Below are 16,012 nucleotides of genomic sequence, written 5' to 3'. Positions count from 1 at the left end.
GATTTTGCTGTCCCTGGCAGTTCGGGTCAGGGATAACCCGTGTTAGGGATAACCCGAAGTATAACGGCGTTCTTGGACTGGCGGTAGTGAATTGGTTGCATGCGGTGCATTCCTGTTCGGAATAGTGCGCAGCCATTAGTCTGAGCACCAATTCGGTGCATTCATTGCGCCAACTTGTCTAAAATCGGGCAATCCGGTCGTTCATCGCCGTGGCAGTGTCTTGCGAGGTGCGAAAGCGTGTCGCGCATATCCGTCAGTTCGGCGATGCGCCGATCCAGCTCGGTGACGTGTTCCAGCGCGATCGCCTTCACTTCGGCGCTCGCGCGCGAGCGGTCCTGCCACAGCGCGAGCAGCTTGCGGATGTCCTCTACGAGAAAGCCGAGCCGCCGCGCCTGCCGCACGAAGCGCAGCGCATGCACTTCCTGTTCGCCGTAGACGCGATATCCCGACGACGTGCGGCTCACCGGGGTCAGAAGTCCAACACTCTCGTAGTAGCGAATCATCTTCGCCGTGACGCCCGACGCGCGGGCCGCTTCGCCAATGTTCATCGCGTGCTCCTCGATTTTTCCGTTCGACTCTACACCTTCCCATAATGGCAAGGTATACGATGTCGATGTCCAACTCATTTTCAAGAGGGAATCCTTCATGACCGAATTCGATGTTCAAGGCATGAGCTGCCAACACTGCGTGGCCGCCGTCACGCGCTCGATTCAGGAGATCGATCCGCAAGCGCAAGTTCGCGTCGATCTGGCGAGCGGCAAGGTCGCGGTGCAGTCCGAGCAATCCGAAGCCGCGCTGAAGGACGCCATCGACGAAGCCGGTTATACCGTGGTCGGCGTCGCATCGGCATGAAGCGCGACGGACGCTTCACGGTTGCGCTCATCGGCGCGTCCGGGCTTCTCGGGCGCGCGGTCGCCGCGGAACTCGCGCACGCCGTCGATGCGCGGGACTGGCGCGTCGTTCGCACCGCGCATCGGCGCGCGGATGGGCAAAGCGTCCCGCTCGATATCCGCGACGCGGAAGCCGTGCGCGCCTTCCTGCGCCGGGAAACGCCGCACGCGATCGTCGTCGCGGCGGCGGAGCGCCGGCCGGACGTCTGCGAGCGCGATCCGGCGCTCGCCCGCGCGTTGAACGTCGACGCGGTGAGCATCATTGCCAGCGAGGCGCGCGCGCTCGGCGCATGGGTGTTGTCGATTTCGACGGACTATGTCTTCGACGGCACGTCTCCGCCCTACTTTCCCGACGATGCGCCCGCGCCGCTCAACGCCTACGGCCGCAGCAAGCTCGACGGCGAGCGCGCGCTTCTCGCGTCGGATCCCAACGCCTGCGTGCTGCGCCTGCCGCTGCTTTACGGGCCGGTCGCCGACTGGAGCGAATCGGCCGTGACGAGCCTGACGCCCGCGATCGTCGCCTCCGCCGATTCTTCGAACCCGTCTGCCGCGATGGACGCGTGGGCGACGCGCTATCCCACGTACACGCCCGATGTCGCCGTCGTGATCCGCGGCATGCTCGCGCATCACGCGCGGGGCGCGACGATTTCCGGCATCGCGCAATGGTCCGGCGACGAGCCGATGACGAAATTTGACATCGCCCGGCGCATTGCGCGCGTGCTGGGGGTGGACGCGAAACTCGTCGCGCAGCGTGAGCCGACCGACTCCACGCCGCGTCCGCGCAATTGCCACCTGGATTCCGGGCGGCTGGAAGCGCTCGGCATCGGCCGGCGCACGGCATTCGATACGGCGATTGCGCGCTTGCTCGCGCGTTATCCGGCGCTGCCCGACACTGCCGCCGCATGATGGCTCAGTGAAAATCGCGGCTCGACGCAGCGAGACGCCCGAGGAGCGCGGTGTGATCCTCGAGCCGCTGCGCGACGAGATGGCGCACGTCGCCCTCGTTTTGCCACACGCCATGAACGCCGAGCAGCGACGCGCCGAGCAGCACCTTGCGCTGTTTCTCGACGAGCCCCGGAAACACGATCACATTGATCGCGCCGGTTTCGTCCTCGATCGAGACGAAGATGGTGCCGTTGGCGGTACCCGGGCGCTGGCGCACCGTCACGATGCCGCACGCGCGCACGATGCGCCCGGTTTTGAGTTCCGCGAGGTTGGCGGCCGTCCGAAAGCGCAGGCCCGAGAGCTTGGCGCGCAGCAGCGCAAGCGGATGGCGGTTGAGCGTGAGCCCGAGACTCGCGTAGTCGTCGACAATCTCGCGGCCTTCCGATGCCTGCGGCAATTCGAGCGGCGCTTCGGTCATCGGGGCGTCGCGGAGCAGTTCGGGCGCGCGCTGCTGCGCGGTCACCGCCCACCACGCCTGACGCCGATGCCCCGCAATGCTCGCGAGCGCGTTGCCGGCCGCGAGCGCTTCCAGTTCCCGACGCGACAGCGCGGCGCGGCGCGTGAGATCGTCGACATCGGCGAAAGGCGCTTGCGCACGCGCGATCATGATTCGCTCGGCGGCGGCCTGCGGCAAACCCTTGATGAGTTGCAGACCGATGCGCACGCCCGGCCCTCCCGCTCCGTATTTCCGCGTCGGCAGCCCGATGCGCGCGGCGAGCTTGCGCGCACCGCGTCGCGTGGTCTTGCGAAATACCTGATCCGGTAACGGCGTGCCGTAGAACTGCTGGCGCCGCCCCTCCCGGCCGGGATCGAATACGACGCGCTCGCCTTTGCCGGGCGCGAGTTCCAGCACCGATTCCCAGTCGCTCAGCGAAACGTCGGGCGCGAACACGTCGACGCCATGACGCCGCGCGTCCTGCACGAGTTGCGACGGCGAATAGAAACCGAGCGGCTGACTATTCAAAAGGCCGGCGAGAAACGCCGCCGGTTCGTAGCGCTTGATCCACGCGCTGAAATACACGAGCAGCGCGAAGCTCGCCGAATGGCTTTCGGGAAACCCGTATTCGCCGAAACCCTCGATCTGCTTGCACACGCGCGCCGCGAAATCGTGCTCGTAGCCGCGCGCGAGCATCTTCTTCATGAGATCGGCCTGATATTTCTCGAGATGACTGCCGCGTCGCCAGGCGGCCATCGCGCGACGCAACTGGTCGGCTTCTTCCGCCGAATAGCCCGCCGCGACCATCGCGAGCTTCATCACCTGTTCCTGGAAAATCGGCACGCCGAGCGTGCGGCCAAGCACGGGCCGAAGTTCCTCCTTCGGATATTCCTCTTCCTCCAGACCCTGCTTGCGACGCAGATACGGATGCACCATGCCGCCCTGGATCGGGCCGGGACGCACGATCGCCACTTCGATCACGAGGTCGTAGTACGTCTGCGGCCGCAAGCGCGGCAGCATGCTCTGCTGCGCGCGCGACTCGATCTGGAACACGCCGATGGTGTCCGCGCGGCAGCACATCTCGTAGACCGCCTTGTCCTCGCGCCGGATATGCGAAATGCCGAAGTCCGGCACGCCGCGCCGCAGCGCGACGAATTCGAGCGCGCGGCGGATGGCCGACAGCATGCCGAGCGCGAGCACATCGACTTTCAGGAGCTTGAGCTGGTCGATGTCGTCCTTGTCCCACTGGATCACGCAGCGGTCCTTCATCGCGGCGTTTTCGATCGGCACGAGCCGCGACAGACGTTCCCGCGCGATCACGAAACCGCCGACGTGCTGCGACAAGTGACGCGGAAATCCGCGCAACTCGCGCGTCAAGCGAATGAGATGCCGCGTGATGTGCGAGTCTTCGCTAAAGCCCGCTTCCTTCAGATACCCGGCCACCGCCGACGGCCCGTCCCACCACTGCTGCGACTTGCCGATACGCTCGATCAGCGACGCATCGAGGCCGAGCGCCTTGCCGACGTCCTTGAGCGCGCTTCGCGTGTGATACGTCGTGACCGACGCCGCCAGCGACGCGCGATGCCGCCCGTACTTCCGATAGATGTACTGGATGACTTCCTCGCGCCGCTGATGCTCGAAATCGACGTCGATGTCCGGCGGCTCGTTGCGCGCCCGCGAGATGAAACGCTCGACCAGCAGGCCCATCCGGATGGGATCGAGCTCGGTGATGAACAGGCAGAAGCAGATGACCGAGTTTGCCGCCGATCCGCGGCCCTGACACAGGATCTTCCTGCTGCGCGCGAACGCGACGATGTCGTAGACCGTCAGGAAATACTTCTCGTATTTCAGGTCGGCGACGAGTTCCAGTTCCTTGTCGATCTGCCCGATCGTCTCTGCATCGAATCCATTCGGCCAGCGCAGTTTCGCGCCCGCCATCACGCGCTTGCGCAGATAACTCCCGGGCGTCTCGCCGGGCGGCACGAGTTCCTCCGGATATTCGTACTGAAGCTCGTCGAGCCGGAACGTGCAGCGCGCGGCCACTTTCAGCGTTTCCGCGATCGCCGCTTTCGGATAAAGCGCGCCGATGCGCAGCCGCGTGCGCAGATGCCGCTCCGCATTCGCTTCGAGCGCATAGCCGCATTCCGCAAGCGGCCGGCCGAGGCGGATGGCGCTCAGCGTGTCCTGCAAGGGCTTGCGCGAGCGTGCGTGCATCAGCGCGCCGCTTGCCGCGACGAGCGGCAGCCCGCTCGCTTCGGAAATCACGCGGCACGAGGCGAGGCGCTCGTCGTCGCTGCCGTCCTGCCAGAGTTCGAGCGCGAGCCACGCCCGGCCCGCCGCGAAACTCGCGAGCCAGTGCGCGCGATCGAGCGTGTCGGCGAGCGTCGCCGAGCGCTGCGGCACGAGAATCAGCAGGCAACCGGGCAAATGCTTCAGGTGCGCGATATCGCCGCGCAGATCGGTGGCGTCGCTGGCATCGGACGATGCGGCGGGATCGGTGAAATCTTCCGGTCCGATCCGATAGTTGCCCTTCGGCGAACGCGAACGCGCGAGCGAAATCAGTTCCGACAGGTTGCCGTAGCCTTCGCGATCGGTGGCGAGCGCGATCAGCGTGCAAAACGGCGCGCCGTCGGCATCGGTCAGATGCAATTCGCTGCCGATGATGAGCTTCAACGTGGACTTGTCGGGCAGCGGCTGGCCCGCAAGGCGCGCAGCGTCGATCGCGGCCTGCACTTTCGCCTCGATGTGCTTGATTGCGGCGTGCGCGCGAACGACGCCCGCAAGCGAACATTCGTCGGTGATCGCGAGCGCGGTGTAGCCGTGTTCGAGCGCCGCCTCGGCCAGTTCCTGCGGATGCGACGCGCCGCGCAGGAACGAGAAATTGCTCAGGCAGTGCAGTTCGGCGTAGCCGGGCAGGAGCGTCGATGCGGACACCGCGCCGGAGAAGCCTTTGCCGCTGCCATTGTCCTCACCGCCCAGGCCGATGATGTCGTTCAGGTCGTCCATCGCGGCGTCATCCGAAAAATCCGTGCAAGAACCAGTCGCCGCTCAAACGCTCGCGATACAGCCAGAACATGCGGCCGCGATCGTCCGAGGCGACGTAGTAATCGCGCTGGACGCCGTTGCCGTCCCACCATCCCGCCTCGATGCGCTCCGTCCGGCTGATCAGCTTGAGCGGTCGGCGATAGAACGGCCGCTCGTTGCGCAGATTCAGCTTCTGCGGCGTTTCGAGAATCCACGACGGGCGCGGCTGCGAAGGCACGGCCCGATCGGGAAGCTGGAGCGCTTCGTCGGCTTCGGCTTCGGCTGCGGTTTCTTTTTCGTCTTCTTCGTCGTGCGCTTCTTCGACGTGCGGCTCCTTCGACGCCTTCTGTTTCTTTGCGCGCGCGGGCTTGCTGTCGCGCGTCGCCTGATAGGGCTCGACGGTCATCGCCGCCTCCGGCCGATGATCCTCCCGCGCGACCAGTTGCACGACGTTTTCCGCACCCAGCCGCGCGCTCAGACGCTCGAGCAATTGCGCCATCGAATCGTTATCGGAACTCGGCATCGGAAACAGCGTGTCGGATGGCGGCGCGTGCTCGCTCACTTTGTCGGCAAGCAACTTCATCTCGATGACCGGCGCGACGAGCGTCGCCTGATTCAGCTTTTCGCGCAGCAGCCAAAGGATGTGATCGGCGTCGCGCGTCGGCACCGCCCACGCAATCCTGAGCGTCGAGGTTTTGGGCGCGTGGCGCGCGGTCAGTTCGTGTTCGAGCAGCAGCGAAAATTCGCTCACTGCCGCGTGATGCGCGCTCAGCCAGCCGGCCAGTTGCAGCACGAGCCGGCGCGCCGCGAACAACAATGCCTCGGCGCTCTCGACGCGCGCCTGCAATTCCAGCCGCGCCTCGAACGATGCCGGCGCGCAAAACGCCTCGCGCGGATCGGGCGCCTGCCCGTAAGCCTGCGCGAGCCATTGCAGAATGCCCTGCCCGAATCGTCGCGCGACGCCCTTGCGCGGCAAGCGACGCAGATCGGCGAGCGTCGCGCAGCCGATCTGCTCGAACGCGTTCCCATGCGATTGCGCCGATGGCACGAGCGATACCGGCAACGCGTCGAGCGCGCGCACGAGCGTCGTCTCCTTCACGATGCGAACCCGGCGCGCCACGCGGCGCGTGCGCGCGTGCGCGAGCAGCCACGCGCCCCACGCGGTCGGCGCACAGCCCATGCGCGACGTGAAGCCGCATCCTTTCACCGTCGATGCCACTTTTGCCAGCAGCACACGCAATCCGCCGAAAAGCCGCGTGCTCGCGCCGACTTCCAGCAACACCGTATTCGCGTGCGCGAGCACGACCTTCGGCGTGAACGCGAGCAATGCCAGCGCGACCGCTTCGAGCGCGCGCTGCTCCTCGTCGATATCGGCCGATAGCAAGGTCAGTCGCGGCGCCAGCGCGAACGCGTGCGAGCGCGTGCTGCCGGGACGCACGCCCAGCCGATACGCGATGAGATCCGGCAGCAGGATGCGCGCGTGATCGGCGAGCGCGAAACACGGCTGATCGGTCTCGTGCGCGTGTTCATGAGGCGTCGGCCTCGCTCCAGGCAAAATCGAATTTGCCGATGCGGATGGCATCGATGGCGGCCTGACTGCTTCGAGCGATAAAAGCGGCAATGTCACCGCTATCCACAACATGTTTGACCTCCCGTGCTTTCCTCTGCTGGCTCGCGCGCCGCACATGTTCGGGCAACGCGGGCATCTGCAGCGGCAAGCGCAACTGCAACGGCTTTTGCAGCAGCGGACCGCGCCGCTTGATGATGTCGAGCTCCAGCATCACGACTTGCATCCATTCGCGGCGATTCATCGTCTGCGCGGTGGCCGGCAGCATCGGCTTACAGACGATGCGCAACGGCGCCGCCGAGGATTGCTTCGCCGCGTTCAGCGGACGAAATAAAAACGCCAGCGACTGCGACTCCTGGGCCGCGACCTGAAGCCGTCGCAAGGCCTCAGGTCGCGCCTTGGGCAGCCAGATCAACACGGCGCCGATGCCTTCCTGCTTCAGCGACTGTTCCGCAGCCCAGGGCACCTGATCCTCGGGCGCCTTGACCCAGACGAGCTTGTGAGGCGCGATGTGCATTGCGCGGAAAGCAGCAAAATTCGGCATCCACGGCGGCGCAACGAACACGACGGAGCGGCTTTGAACCGTCGTCAGTTCCCGGAGCGTGCGCGCGAGCAACCTTATTTCCCCGACGCCGCTCTCTTCGATCAGCAATTCGGTCACGCTGCCGGGCAGCCAGCCAGCGCCGGGCAAAACGTGATCGAGCATTCGGTAGCCGCTCGACACGACGTTCGAATGTGAGGCACTGATGTGCTCGCCTTGCCAAAGCTGCTTCTGCAAGTGAGACGTCAGTTCGAAATCGAGCAATGACAGTGCGGCGCCCATGAGTTCCCCATCTGACGGCCACAGGGTGCACTCACGCGTGAACGCGTGGCGGCCTCTGTTTGTACTGTATATTTATACAGTATTTCGAGATGAGACGGGTGGGCAGGAGAACGCCGTGATGGACGGCTTTTGAGACGGAGGGCGTGAAATTAGAGCGAGATGACGATAAGGATTTCCGCCGCTCCAACACAAAAACCCCACCTTTGTGGGGTGGGGTTTTTGTGTTGGAGCATGAGGAGCCTGACGATTACCTACTTTCACACGGGAATCCGCACTATCATCGGCGTGGAGTCGTTTCACGGTCCTGTTCGGGATGGGAAGGGGTGGGACCGACTCGCTATGGTCATCAGGCATGACGGGTTGTCGCGTCGCACGGGGGTGCGCCACGACCAATCTGGGAAGAAGTAGTGGGTAGTGACTGGTTTGGGCACAGTCGCTTACTCAACCGGCGCAGGTTAAGACACACCGGTTATAGGATCAAGCCTTACGGGCAATTAGTATCAGTTAGCTCAATGCATTACTGCACTTACACACCTGACCTATCAACGTCCTGGTCTGGAACGACCCTTCAAGGGGCTCGAAGCCCCGGGGATATCTCATCTTAAGGCGAGTTTCCCGCTTAGATGCTTTCAGCGGTTATCTCTTCCGAACATAGCTACCCGGCGATGCCACTGGCGTGACAACCGGTACACCAGAGGTTCGTCCACTCCGGTCCTCTCGTACTAGGAGCAGCCCCCTTCAAATATCCAACGCCCACGGCAGATAGGGACCAAACTGTCTCACGACGTTTTAAACCCAGCTCACGTACCTCTTTAAATGGCGAACAGCCATACCCTTGGGACCGGCTACAGCCCCAGGATGAGATGAGCCGACATCGAGGTGCCAAACACCGCCGTCGATATGAACTCTTGGGCGGTATCAGCCTGTTATCCCCAGAGTACCTTTTATCCGTTGAGCGATGGCCCTTCCATACAGAACCACCGGATCACTATGACCTGCTTTCGCACCTGCTCGACTTGTCGGTCTCGCAGTTAAGCACGCTTATGCCATTGCACTATCAGCACGATTTCCGACCGTACCTAGCGTACCTTCGTACTCCTCCGTTACACTTTGGGAGGAGACCGCCCCAGTCAAACTGCCTACCATGCACTGTCCCCGATCCGGATCACGGACCAAGGTTAGAACCTCAAACAAACCAGGGTGGTATTTCAAGGACGGCTCCACCGAAACTGGCGTTCCGGTTTCATAGCCTCCCACCTATCCTACACAGATCGGTTCAAAGTCCAATGCAAAGCTACAGTAAAGGTTCATGGGGTCTTTCCGTCTAGCCGCGGGGAGATTGCATCATCACAAACACTTCAACTTCGCTGAGTCTCGGGAGGAGACAGTGTGGCCATCGTTACGCCATTCGTGCAGGTCGGAACTTACCCGACAAGGAATTTCGCTACCTTAGGACCGTTATAGTTACGGCCGCCGTTTACCGGGACTTCAATCAAGAGCTTGCACCCCATCATTTAATCTTCCGGCACCGGGCAGGCGTCACACCCTATACGTCCACTTTCGTGTTTGCAGAGTGCTGTGTTTTTATTAAACAGTCGCAGCCACCAGTTTATTGCAACCTCTTCACCCTCCTGGCGCAGGCCAGTCAAGCTACAGAGGCGTACCTTATCCCGAAGTTACGGTACCAATTTGCCGAGTTCCTTCTCCCGAGTTCTCTCAAGCGCCTTAGAATACTCATCTCGCCCACCTGTGTCGGTTTGCGGTACGGTCATCGTTAGACTGAAGCTTAGAGGCTTTTCTTGGAACCACTTCCAATTGCTTCGCTTCCGAAGAAGCTCGCGCCACACCCTTGAATTGCGCACCCGGATTTGCCTAAGTGCCTTCTCCAATGCAGCGACCGGGACGTCCAACACCCGGACAACCTTCCGCGATCCGTCCCCCCATCGCATCTAACAATGGTGCAGGAATATTGACCTGCTTCCCATCAGCTACGCATTTCTGCCTCGCCTTAGGGGCCGACTCACCCTACGCCGATGAACGTTGCGTAGGAAACCTTGGGCTTACGGCGAGGGGGCTTTTCACCCCCTTTATCGCTACTCATGTCAGCATTCGCACTTCCGATACCTCCAGCACGCTTTTCAACGCACCTTCGCAGGCTTACGGAACGCTCTCCTACCATGCGAGTTAAACTCGCATCCGCAGCTTCGGTGACTGGCTTGAGCCCCGTTACATCTTCCGCGCAGGACGACTCGATCAGTGAGCTATTACGCTTTCTTTAAAGGGTGGCTGCTTCTAAGCCAACCTCCTGACTGTTTTAGCCTTCCCACTTCGTTTCCCACTTAGCCAATCTTTGGGACCTTAGCTGGCGGTCTGGGTTGTTTCCCTCTTGACACCGGACGTTAGCACCCGATGTCTGTCTCCCGTGATTGCACTCTTCGGTATTCGGAGTTTGCTATGGCGTAGTAATCCGCAATGGACCCCACAACCATGACAGTGCTCTACCCCCGAAGGTGATACACGAGGCACTACCTAAATAGTTTTCGGAGAGAACCAGCTATTTCCAAGTTTGTTTAGCCTTTCACCCCTATCCACAGCTCATCCCCTAACTTTTCAACGTTAGTGGGTTCGGTCCTCCAGTACGTGTTACCGCACCTTCAACCTGGCCATGGATAGATCACTTGGTTTCGGGTCTACGCCCAGCAACTGATCGCCCTATTCGGACTCGCTTTCGCTACGCCTGCCTTAATCAGTTAAGCTCGCTACTGAACGTAAGTCGCTGACCCATTATACAAAAGGTACGCCGTCACCCGTTTCCAGGCTCCGACTGTTTGTATGCATGCGGTTTCAGGATCTATTTCACTCCCCTCCCGGGGTTCTTTTCGCCTTTCCCTCACGGTACTGGTTCACTATCGGTCGATCACGAGTATTTAGCCTTGGAGGATGGTCCCCCCATCTTCAGACAGGATTTCACGTGTCCCGCCCTACTTGTCGTACCCCTAGTTCTTCCACGCTGTTTTCGCTTACAGGGCTATCACCTGCTATGGCCGCACTTTCCAGAGCGTTCAGCTAACAACACAGATAAAGAGTACAGGCTGATCCCATTTCGCTCGCCACTACTCTGGGAATCTCGGTTGATTTCTTTTCCTGCGGTTACTTAGATGTTTCAGTTCACCGCGTTCGCTTCACATGACCTATGGATTCAGTCATGGATACTCCATACGGAGTGGGTTTCCCCATTCGGACATCTTCGGATCAAAGCTCGTTTGCCAGCTCCCCGAAGCTTTTCGCAGGCTACCGCGTCCTTCATCGCCTGTGATCGCCAAGGCATCCACCACATGCACTTGTTCGCTTGACCCTATAACGAGTGCGTCTCTCATCGAGCCGCCCCGCCATAGGCTGAGTATTCGCGTGTCGGTCCGCGTTAGTGCTTTAGCACTTACGTGAACCCCACACTACGTGTGTGCCGTATTCCAAAGCAATCTTTCGATTACCTTTTCATACTTGATACAATCACTACCCTGAATCTCCTACTCGCACCCATCTCTAAGTGCTTTCGCAGATTCTCTTTACTACTTCTTCCAGATTGTTAAAGAACGTTTAGCCGATAGGTCTACTTCACTACCTACAGCATCAACTGGCTCGCAATCGCCAATGCTTAAGGTTCGCTCTCTCTTGAGCTCAACCCTAAGCATTGAGGACTTGGTGGAGGATGACGGGATCGAACCGACGACCCCCTGCTTGCAAAGCAGGTGCTCTCCCAGCTGAGCTAATCCCCCCGTGTCTTGCTTGACTCGTGGTGGGTCTGGTTGGATTCGAACCAACGACCCCCGCCTTATCAAGACGGTGCTCTAACCGACTGAGCTACAGACCCAAAGCCTGTTTCTTCAAACCACAGCCGATAAGCGTGAGCGCTTAATTTAGTGTGCGAAGCTCGAGAAAGGAGGTGATCCAGCCGCACCTTCCGATACGGCTACCTTGTTACGACTTCACCCCAGTCATGAATCCTACCGTGGTGACCGTCCTCCTTGCGGTTAGACTAGCCACTTCTGGTAAAACCCACTCCCATGGTGTGACGGGCGGTGTGTACAAGACCCGGGAACGTATTCACCGCGGCATGCTGATCCGCGATTACTAGCGATTCCAGCTTCACGCAGTCGAGTTGCAGACTGCGATCCGGACTACGATCGGTTTTCTGGGATTGGCTCCACCTCGCGGCTTGGCAACCCTCTGTTCCGACCATTGTATGACGTGTGAAGCCCTACCCATAAGGGCCATGAGGACTTGACGTCATCCCCACCTTCCTCCGGTTTGTCACCGGCAGTCTCCTTAGAGTGCTCTTGCGTAGCAACTAAGGACAAGGGTTGCGCTCGTTGCGGGACTTAACCCAACATCTCACGACACGAGCTGACGACAGCCATGCAGCACCTGTGCGCCGGTTCTCTTTCGAGCACCCCCACCTTTCAGCAGGGTTCCGACCATGTCAAGGGTAGGTAAGGTTTTTCGCGTTGCATCGAATTAATCCACATCATCCACCGCTTGTGCGGGTCCCCGTCAATTCCTTTGAGTTTTAATCTTGCGACCGTACTCCCCAGGCGGTCAACTTCACGCGTTAGCTACGTTACTAAGGAAATGAATCCCCAACAACTAGTTGACATCGTTTAGGGCGTGGACTACCAGGGTATCTAATCCTGTTTGCTCCCCACGCTTTCGTGCATGAGCGTCAGTGTTGGCCCAGGAGGCTGCCTTCGCCATCGGTATTCCTCCACATCTCTACGCATTTCACTGCTACACGTGGAATTCTACCTCCCTCTGCCACACTCAAAGCCTGCCAGTCACCAATGCAGTTCCCAGGTTAAGCCCGGGGATTTCACATCGGTCTTAACAGACCGCCTGCGCACGCTTTACGCCCAGTAATTCCGATTAACGCTCGCACCCTACGTATTACCGCGGCTGCTGGCACGTAGTTAGCCGGTGCTTATTCTTCCGGTACCGTCATCCCGCCACCATATTAGGGCGGCGGTTTTCTTTCCGGACAAAAGTGCTTTACAACCCGAAGGCCTTCTTCACACACGCGGCATTGCTGGATCAGGGTTGCCCCCATTGTCCAAAATTCCCCACTGCTGCCTCCCGTAGGAGTCTGGGCCGTGTCTCAGTCCCAGTGTGGCTGGTCGTCCTCTCAGACCAGCTACAGATCGTCGCCTTGGTAGGCCTTTACCCCACCAACTAGCTAATCTGCCATCGGCCGCCCCTTGAGCGCGAGGTCCCGAAAGATCCCCCGCTTTCCTCCTTAGAGCGTATGCGGTATTAATCCGGCTTTCGCCGGGCTATCCCCCACTCCAGGACACGTTCCGATGTATTACTCACCCGTTCGCCACTCGCCACCAGGGTTGCCCCCGTGCTGCCGTTCGACTTGCATGTGTAAGGCATGCCGCCAGCGTTCAATCTGAGCCAGGATCAAACTCTTCAGTTCAATGCCTGTTACTGTTTTCGGTTCCGTAGAACCGGTCGCTCACTCAACGTACTGACGATGATTAATCCATCCTAAGACGGATCAACCTTCCTCTGATACTTCGTGTGAGACTCTTGATTACTTTTGCTTGTCGCCTCAGCCCCGAAAGACTGAAACCGCACTCGCCATCAAGCGCCCACACTTATCGGCTGTTAGTTTTTAAAGAGCATTGCGCCAAGACTGTCCTGCTTTCCGTCTTGCGTCGCTGCATCAGCAGCAGAGAAACGAGATTATGAACGTCGCCTCAGAAGGTGTCAACAAGTTTTTGAAACTCTTCACTCGCTGACTGCGCCTGAAACTTTCAACCTCGCTTTTCAAGCACCTTCCTGAAACCGCTACTCCCGCTTCCCTTCGCGTTCGTTCGAATGCGAAGGAACGGAATTCTAGTTATTCCGAACGCGAACCGCAAGGGGCTGCATGCAAGAAATTCGATGTCCGCAAGCGGTGCGAGCAGCGGCGCCCTCGCCTTGCGGCCTATCGACCCGCCGCCACATCCAACCCTGTGCGCTGGAACAAGCGCTCGAACGACTACAATAAAAGGTTCACCGCCTAAACACACTCCTATTGATATGCGCTCGCGAACCGCAAAACGTATCCCTCCCGACGCGGACAAACTCGTCAGTCTCTCCCTAGCGCTTTTCGCGTCCGGCAGCCGCGTCGAAGACCGCTTCTGGGAAGCCCGCCTCGACACGCTCATCGCGAAGCTCGTGCGCAACGGCAACCAGACGACGCTCGATGCCGCGCTGGATCATCTTCAGCAGAATCATCCCGATGCATACGGTGCGCTGGCCGACATGGCCGAAACGCATAGCGAATCGTTCAGGATGGACATCGACGGCGTCGCGCACGAAGCGCTCCTCATTGCCGCGCCGGTGCTGGCCTGGACGCGCTATGCGATCCCTTCCGGCACGCTCAAGAGCGAAACCGTCGACGCCCTGCGCACGCAACTGCAGGCGCACGTCCTGGCCGCGGGCGCGCGCGTCGCCGTCGCGCCGTACCTGTACAGCATCGACCAGTTGCCGCGCCATCACGTCGACACGGCGCGGCTCGCGCAGCAATTGATGCAGACCGCGCTTGGCGGCGCAACGCCCCGCCTGAATCTGTCGGACCTGCCGGAAACCTCGCCGATTCTCGCGGACCCGCGTTTCCTGCTGGCCGTCGCCGTCGTGCCCGCTGGCACGGCGCTCTTTCGCTGGCAAGAGGAGGACAGCGGCGCCCGTATCGAGCGCAGCCAATGCCTCGAGCAATGGGCGGCACAGGGCGGCGCAAGTTTCGCGACGATCCTGCCCGGATGCGAATTCGAATGTTTGCTGCCTGATGCCTACTATTCCGCCTGTCGAGATGCCGACGAGCAAGTGCGCCCGCATACCGTGCGCACCGCCGTGCGCTATCTGTTCGACACGCTGGGCACCGCGCCGCAAGACTTGCGCGCAGTCATCGCCGGCTTCGGGGAGCGGCGCATCGACGAATACCGCATCGGCTTCACGCGGCGCGGCAGCAACGATGTGATCTACGGCGTCGTGTGGCCGCTCTATGGGCGGGAGAACGGCGATGTCGGCATGGAAGAAGAAGTCGAAGCGGACGACGCCGAGGGCCCGGTCGAGGAGATCGTCGAACTGTTGAAGAAGGCGGGCGTCTCCGACGTGCGCCGGCACGCCGGCCGCTTCGAACCCGAGTTCTGCGACGACTGCGGCGTGCCGCTCTATGCCGACCCGCTCGGTGAAATCGTCCATGCGGAGATGCCCGAAGACGCCGAACCGGCGCAGCCCCACTTCCATTGAAGCGCCCGAAGTTCACGCCGCGCTCAACGAAACCCCGCCCGTCGCGCGGGGTTTTGTCCATTTTGCCTATACCGTTCGGATAGGGGGCGGAATCGCCGGAAGTTTGTCAATATCACGCCGACACCGACATTCGCCGGTGCCGAGTCCCGCCGCAAGTTGGCGTCGGATGTATTGACAAGAGGTTAAGCATGAAAATTATCATCATGGGTTCGGACGCGGAGCGCCGTGCGGGCCTTAAGACATTGCTGCGCCGTATTGCACGCCAGGCACAGTTCACCGAAGTGAAAGACTGGCGTCAGGCCGAGTCCGCGCTCGAGCGCATCGAAGCGCGCATGATCGTGATCGACTGGGCCGACACCATGCGCCTGAGCGAGCTGGAGACATTGCTCGACGACGCTCCCGGCGTACCGGCCGCCGTCATGGTGGACCGGTCCGGCGCCGCGCAGGTCTATATGCTCATGGGAGCAGGCGCGATGGGCGTGATTCCTCGCACGCTCGAACCTATCCTCATCCTCCGCGCGCTGGAAATGGTCCTCATCGGCGGCCATTACGTTCCGCCGGACGTCATCGATCTTCATCCGCTTCGCGAGTTGCCTCTGCGCCGCCTGCCGCTGCACGCTGCCCTTCCGCGCAGCACGAAGGTTCATCCGACCTTGTCGCCCCGCCAGCAACAGATCATGCGTTGCGTCCACATGGGAAGCACCAACAAGATGATCGCGAAGACCCTTGGCATAAGCGAAGGCACGGTCAAGATCCACCTCGCCAGCATCTTTCAACAACTCGGGGCGACGAACCGCGCGGCTGCGGTCGCCATCTACAATGGCGTGCAGAACGCGCACCTCGAAATCCTGCGCATTGGGCACGCGCAAGACGAGGTCGCAACGCCGGCGCCGTCCAATGTCGTTTCGATCCGCAAGCGCCGGGCGAAGTATCCGTCGATGAGAGACGACGACGGTTCATCGCTGCCGATGGCCGCAGAACCCGAGGCTTCGTTCTAGCAACAATCGCGATGACCGGGTTCGTCGATTGCGCACACG

Annotated in this window: 8 protein-coding genes, 2 tRNA genes and 3 rRNA genes; 4 read left to right on the top strand and 9 right to left on the bottom strand. The window is 60.8% G+C overall.

Annotation, left to right across the window (positions count from 1 at the left end):
- Positions 1-161 precede the first annotated feature (161 nt).
- Positions 162-548: a Cu(I)-responsive transcriptional regulator gene (gene cueR, locus LDZ27_RS06060; protein ID WP_244815793.1), complete on the bottom strand. Its 387-nt coding sequence runs from the start codon at positions 546-548 to the stop codon at positions 162-164.
- 97 nt (positions 549-645) lie between these two features.
- Here cueR and LDZ27_RS06055 point away from each other — a divergent pair, with 97 nt between their 5' ends.
- Together LDZ27_RS06055 and LDZ27_RS06050 are read left to right on the top strand one after the other, a co-directional pair.
- On the top strand, positions 646-852 hold the full coding sequence (locus LDZ27_RS06055; protein ID WP_244815792.1) for a heavy-metal-associated domain-containing protein: 207 nt from the start codon (positions 646-648) through the stop codon (positions 850-852).
- Complete coding sequence (locus tag LDZ27_RS06050) at positions 849-1,796, top strand: SDR family oxidoreductase (RefSeq protein ID WP_244815791.1); 948 nt, start codon at positions 849-851, stop codon at positions 1,794-1,796. Before LDZ27_RS06055 ends, LDZ27_RS06050 begins: the two co-directional genes overlap by 4 nt.
- Positions 1,797-1,800: 4 nt before the next feature.
- On the opposite strand, the gene LDZ27_RS06045 is transcribed toward LDZ27_RS06050, so the two are convergent.
- The 8 genes from LDZ27_RS06045 to LDZ27_RS06010 all read right to left on the bottom strand — a co-directional run bounded on the left by LDZ27_RS06045 (position 1,801) and on the right by LDZ27_RS06010 (position 13,155).
- Positions 1,801-5,277 (bottom strand): error-prone DNA polymerase, encoded by a 3,477-nt coding sequence (locus LDZ27_RS06045; protein WP_244815790.1) that lies wholly within the window; start codon positions 5,275-5,277, stop codon positions 1,801-1,803.
- A 7-nt stretch (positions 5,278-5,284) separates the two neighbouring features.
- Positions 5,285-6,877: a DNA polymerase Y family protein gene (locus LDZ27_RS06040; RefSeq protein ID WP_244815789.1), complete on the bottom strand. Its 1,593-nt coding sequence runs from the start codon at positions 6,875-6,877 to the stop codon at positions 5,285-5,287.
- The gene (gene imuA, locus LDZ27_RS06035) at positions 6,822-7,685 is read right to left on the bottom strand and encodes a translesion DNA synthesis-associated protein ImuA (protein ID WP_244815788.1); all 864 of its coding nucleotides are present in this window, start codon (positions 7,683-7,685) and stop codon (positions 6,822-6,824) included. Before imuA ends, LDZ27_RS06040 begins: the two co-directional genes overlap by 56 nt.
- A gap of 238 nt (positions 7,686-7,923) precedes the next feature.
- Positions 7,924-8,036: ribosomal RNA gene (rrf, locus tag LDZ27_RS06030) — 5S ribosomal RNA — on the bottom strand.
- 122 nt (positions 8,037-8,158) lie between these two features.
- Positions 8,159-11,040: ribosomal RNA gene (locus tag LDZ27_RS06025) — 23S ribosomal RNA — on the bottom strand.
- Positions 11,041-11,385: 345 nt separating this feature from the next.
- A tRNA-Ala gene (locus LDZ27_RS06020) sits at positions 11,386-11,461 on the bottom strand.
- An 18-nt stretch (positions 11,462-11,479) separates the two neighbouring features.
- Positions 11,480-11,556 (bottom strand) — tRNA-Ile (locus LDZ27_RS06015).
- A gap of 65 nt (positions 11,557-11,621) precedes the next feature.
- Positions 11,622-13,155, bottom strand: a 16S ribosomal RNA gene (locus LDZ27_RS06010).
- The 16S, 23S and 5S rRNA genes sit together here with 2 tRNA genes alongside, the layout of an rRNA operon.
- 608 nt (positions 13,156-13,763) lie before the next feature.
- Between LDZ27_RS06010 and LDZ27_RS06005 the strand changes: the two genes are divergently transcribed.
- A complete protein-coding gene (locus LDZ27_RS06005; protein ID WP_244815787.1) occupies positions 13,764-14,975 on the top strand; it encodes a DUF2863 family protein in 1,212 nt (403 codons plus the stop codon).
- Positions 14,976-15,163: 188 nt separating this feature from the next.
- Positions 15,164-15,973 carry a response regulator transcription factor gene (locus tag LDZ27_RS06000; RefSeq protein WP_244815786.1) on the top strand — a complete coding sequence of 270 codons (810 nt, stop codon included), beginning with the start codon at positions 15,164-15,166 and terminating at the stop codon, positions 15,971-15,973.
- Positions 15,974-16,012: the final 39 nt, after the last annotated feature.

This window comes from Caballeronia sp. Lep1P3, from assembly GCF_022879595.1.
Lineage (GTDB): Bacteria > Pseudomonadota > Gammaproteobacteria > Burkholderiales > Burkholderiaceae > Caballeronia.
This window is presented reverse-complemented; position numbering and strand designations above follow the sequence as displayed.

What these genes read in the sequence shown, in the direction of transcription:
- cueR (WP_244815793.1), bottom strand. Translation starts at nt 548, where the DNA reads ATGAACATTGGCGAAGCGGCCCGCGCGTCGGGCGTCACGGCGAAGATG.
- LDZ27_RS06045 (WP_244815790.1), bottom strand. Translation starts at nt 5,277, where the DNA reads ATGGACGACCTGAACGACATCATCGGCCTGGGCGGTGAGGACAATGGC.
- LDZ27_RS06055 (WP_244815792.1), top strand. Translation starts at nt 646, where the DNA reads ATGACCGAATTCGATGTTCAAGGCATGAGCTGCCAACACTGCGTGGCC.
- LDZ27_RS06040 (WP_244815789.1), bottom strand. Translation starts at nt 6,877, where the DNA reads ATGCCATCCGCATCGGCAAATTCGATTTTGCCTGGAGCGAGGCCGACG.
- imuA (WP_244815788.1), bottom strand. Translation starts at nt 7,685, where the DNA reads ATGGGCGCCGCACTGTCATTGCTCGATTTCGAACTGACGTCTCACTTG.
- LDZ27_RS06050 (WP_244815791.1), top strand. Translation starts at nt 849, where the DNA reads ATGAAGCGCGACGGACGCTTCACGGTTGCGCTCATCGGCGCGTCCGGG.
- LDZ27_RS06005 (WP_244815787.1), top strand. Translation starts at nt 13,764, where the DNA reads ATGCGCTCGCGAACCGCAAAACGTATCCCTCCCGACGCGGACAAACTC.
- LDZ27_RS06000 (WP_244815786.1), top strand. Translation starts at nt 15,164, where the DNA reads ATGAAAATTATCATCATGGGTTCGGACGCGGAGCGCCGTGCGGGCCTT.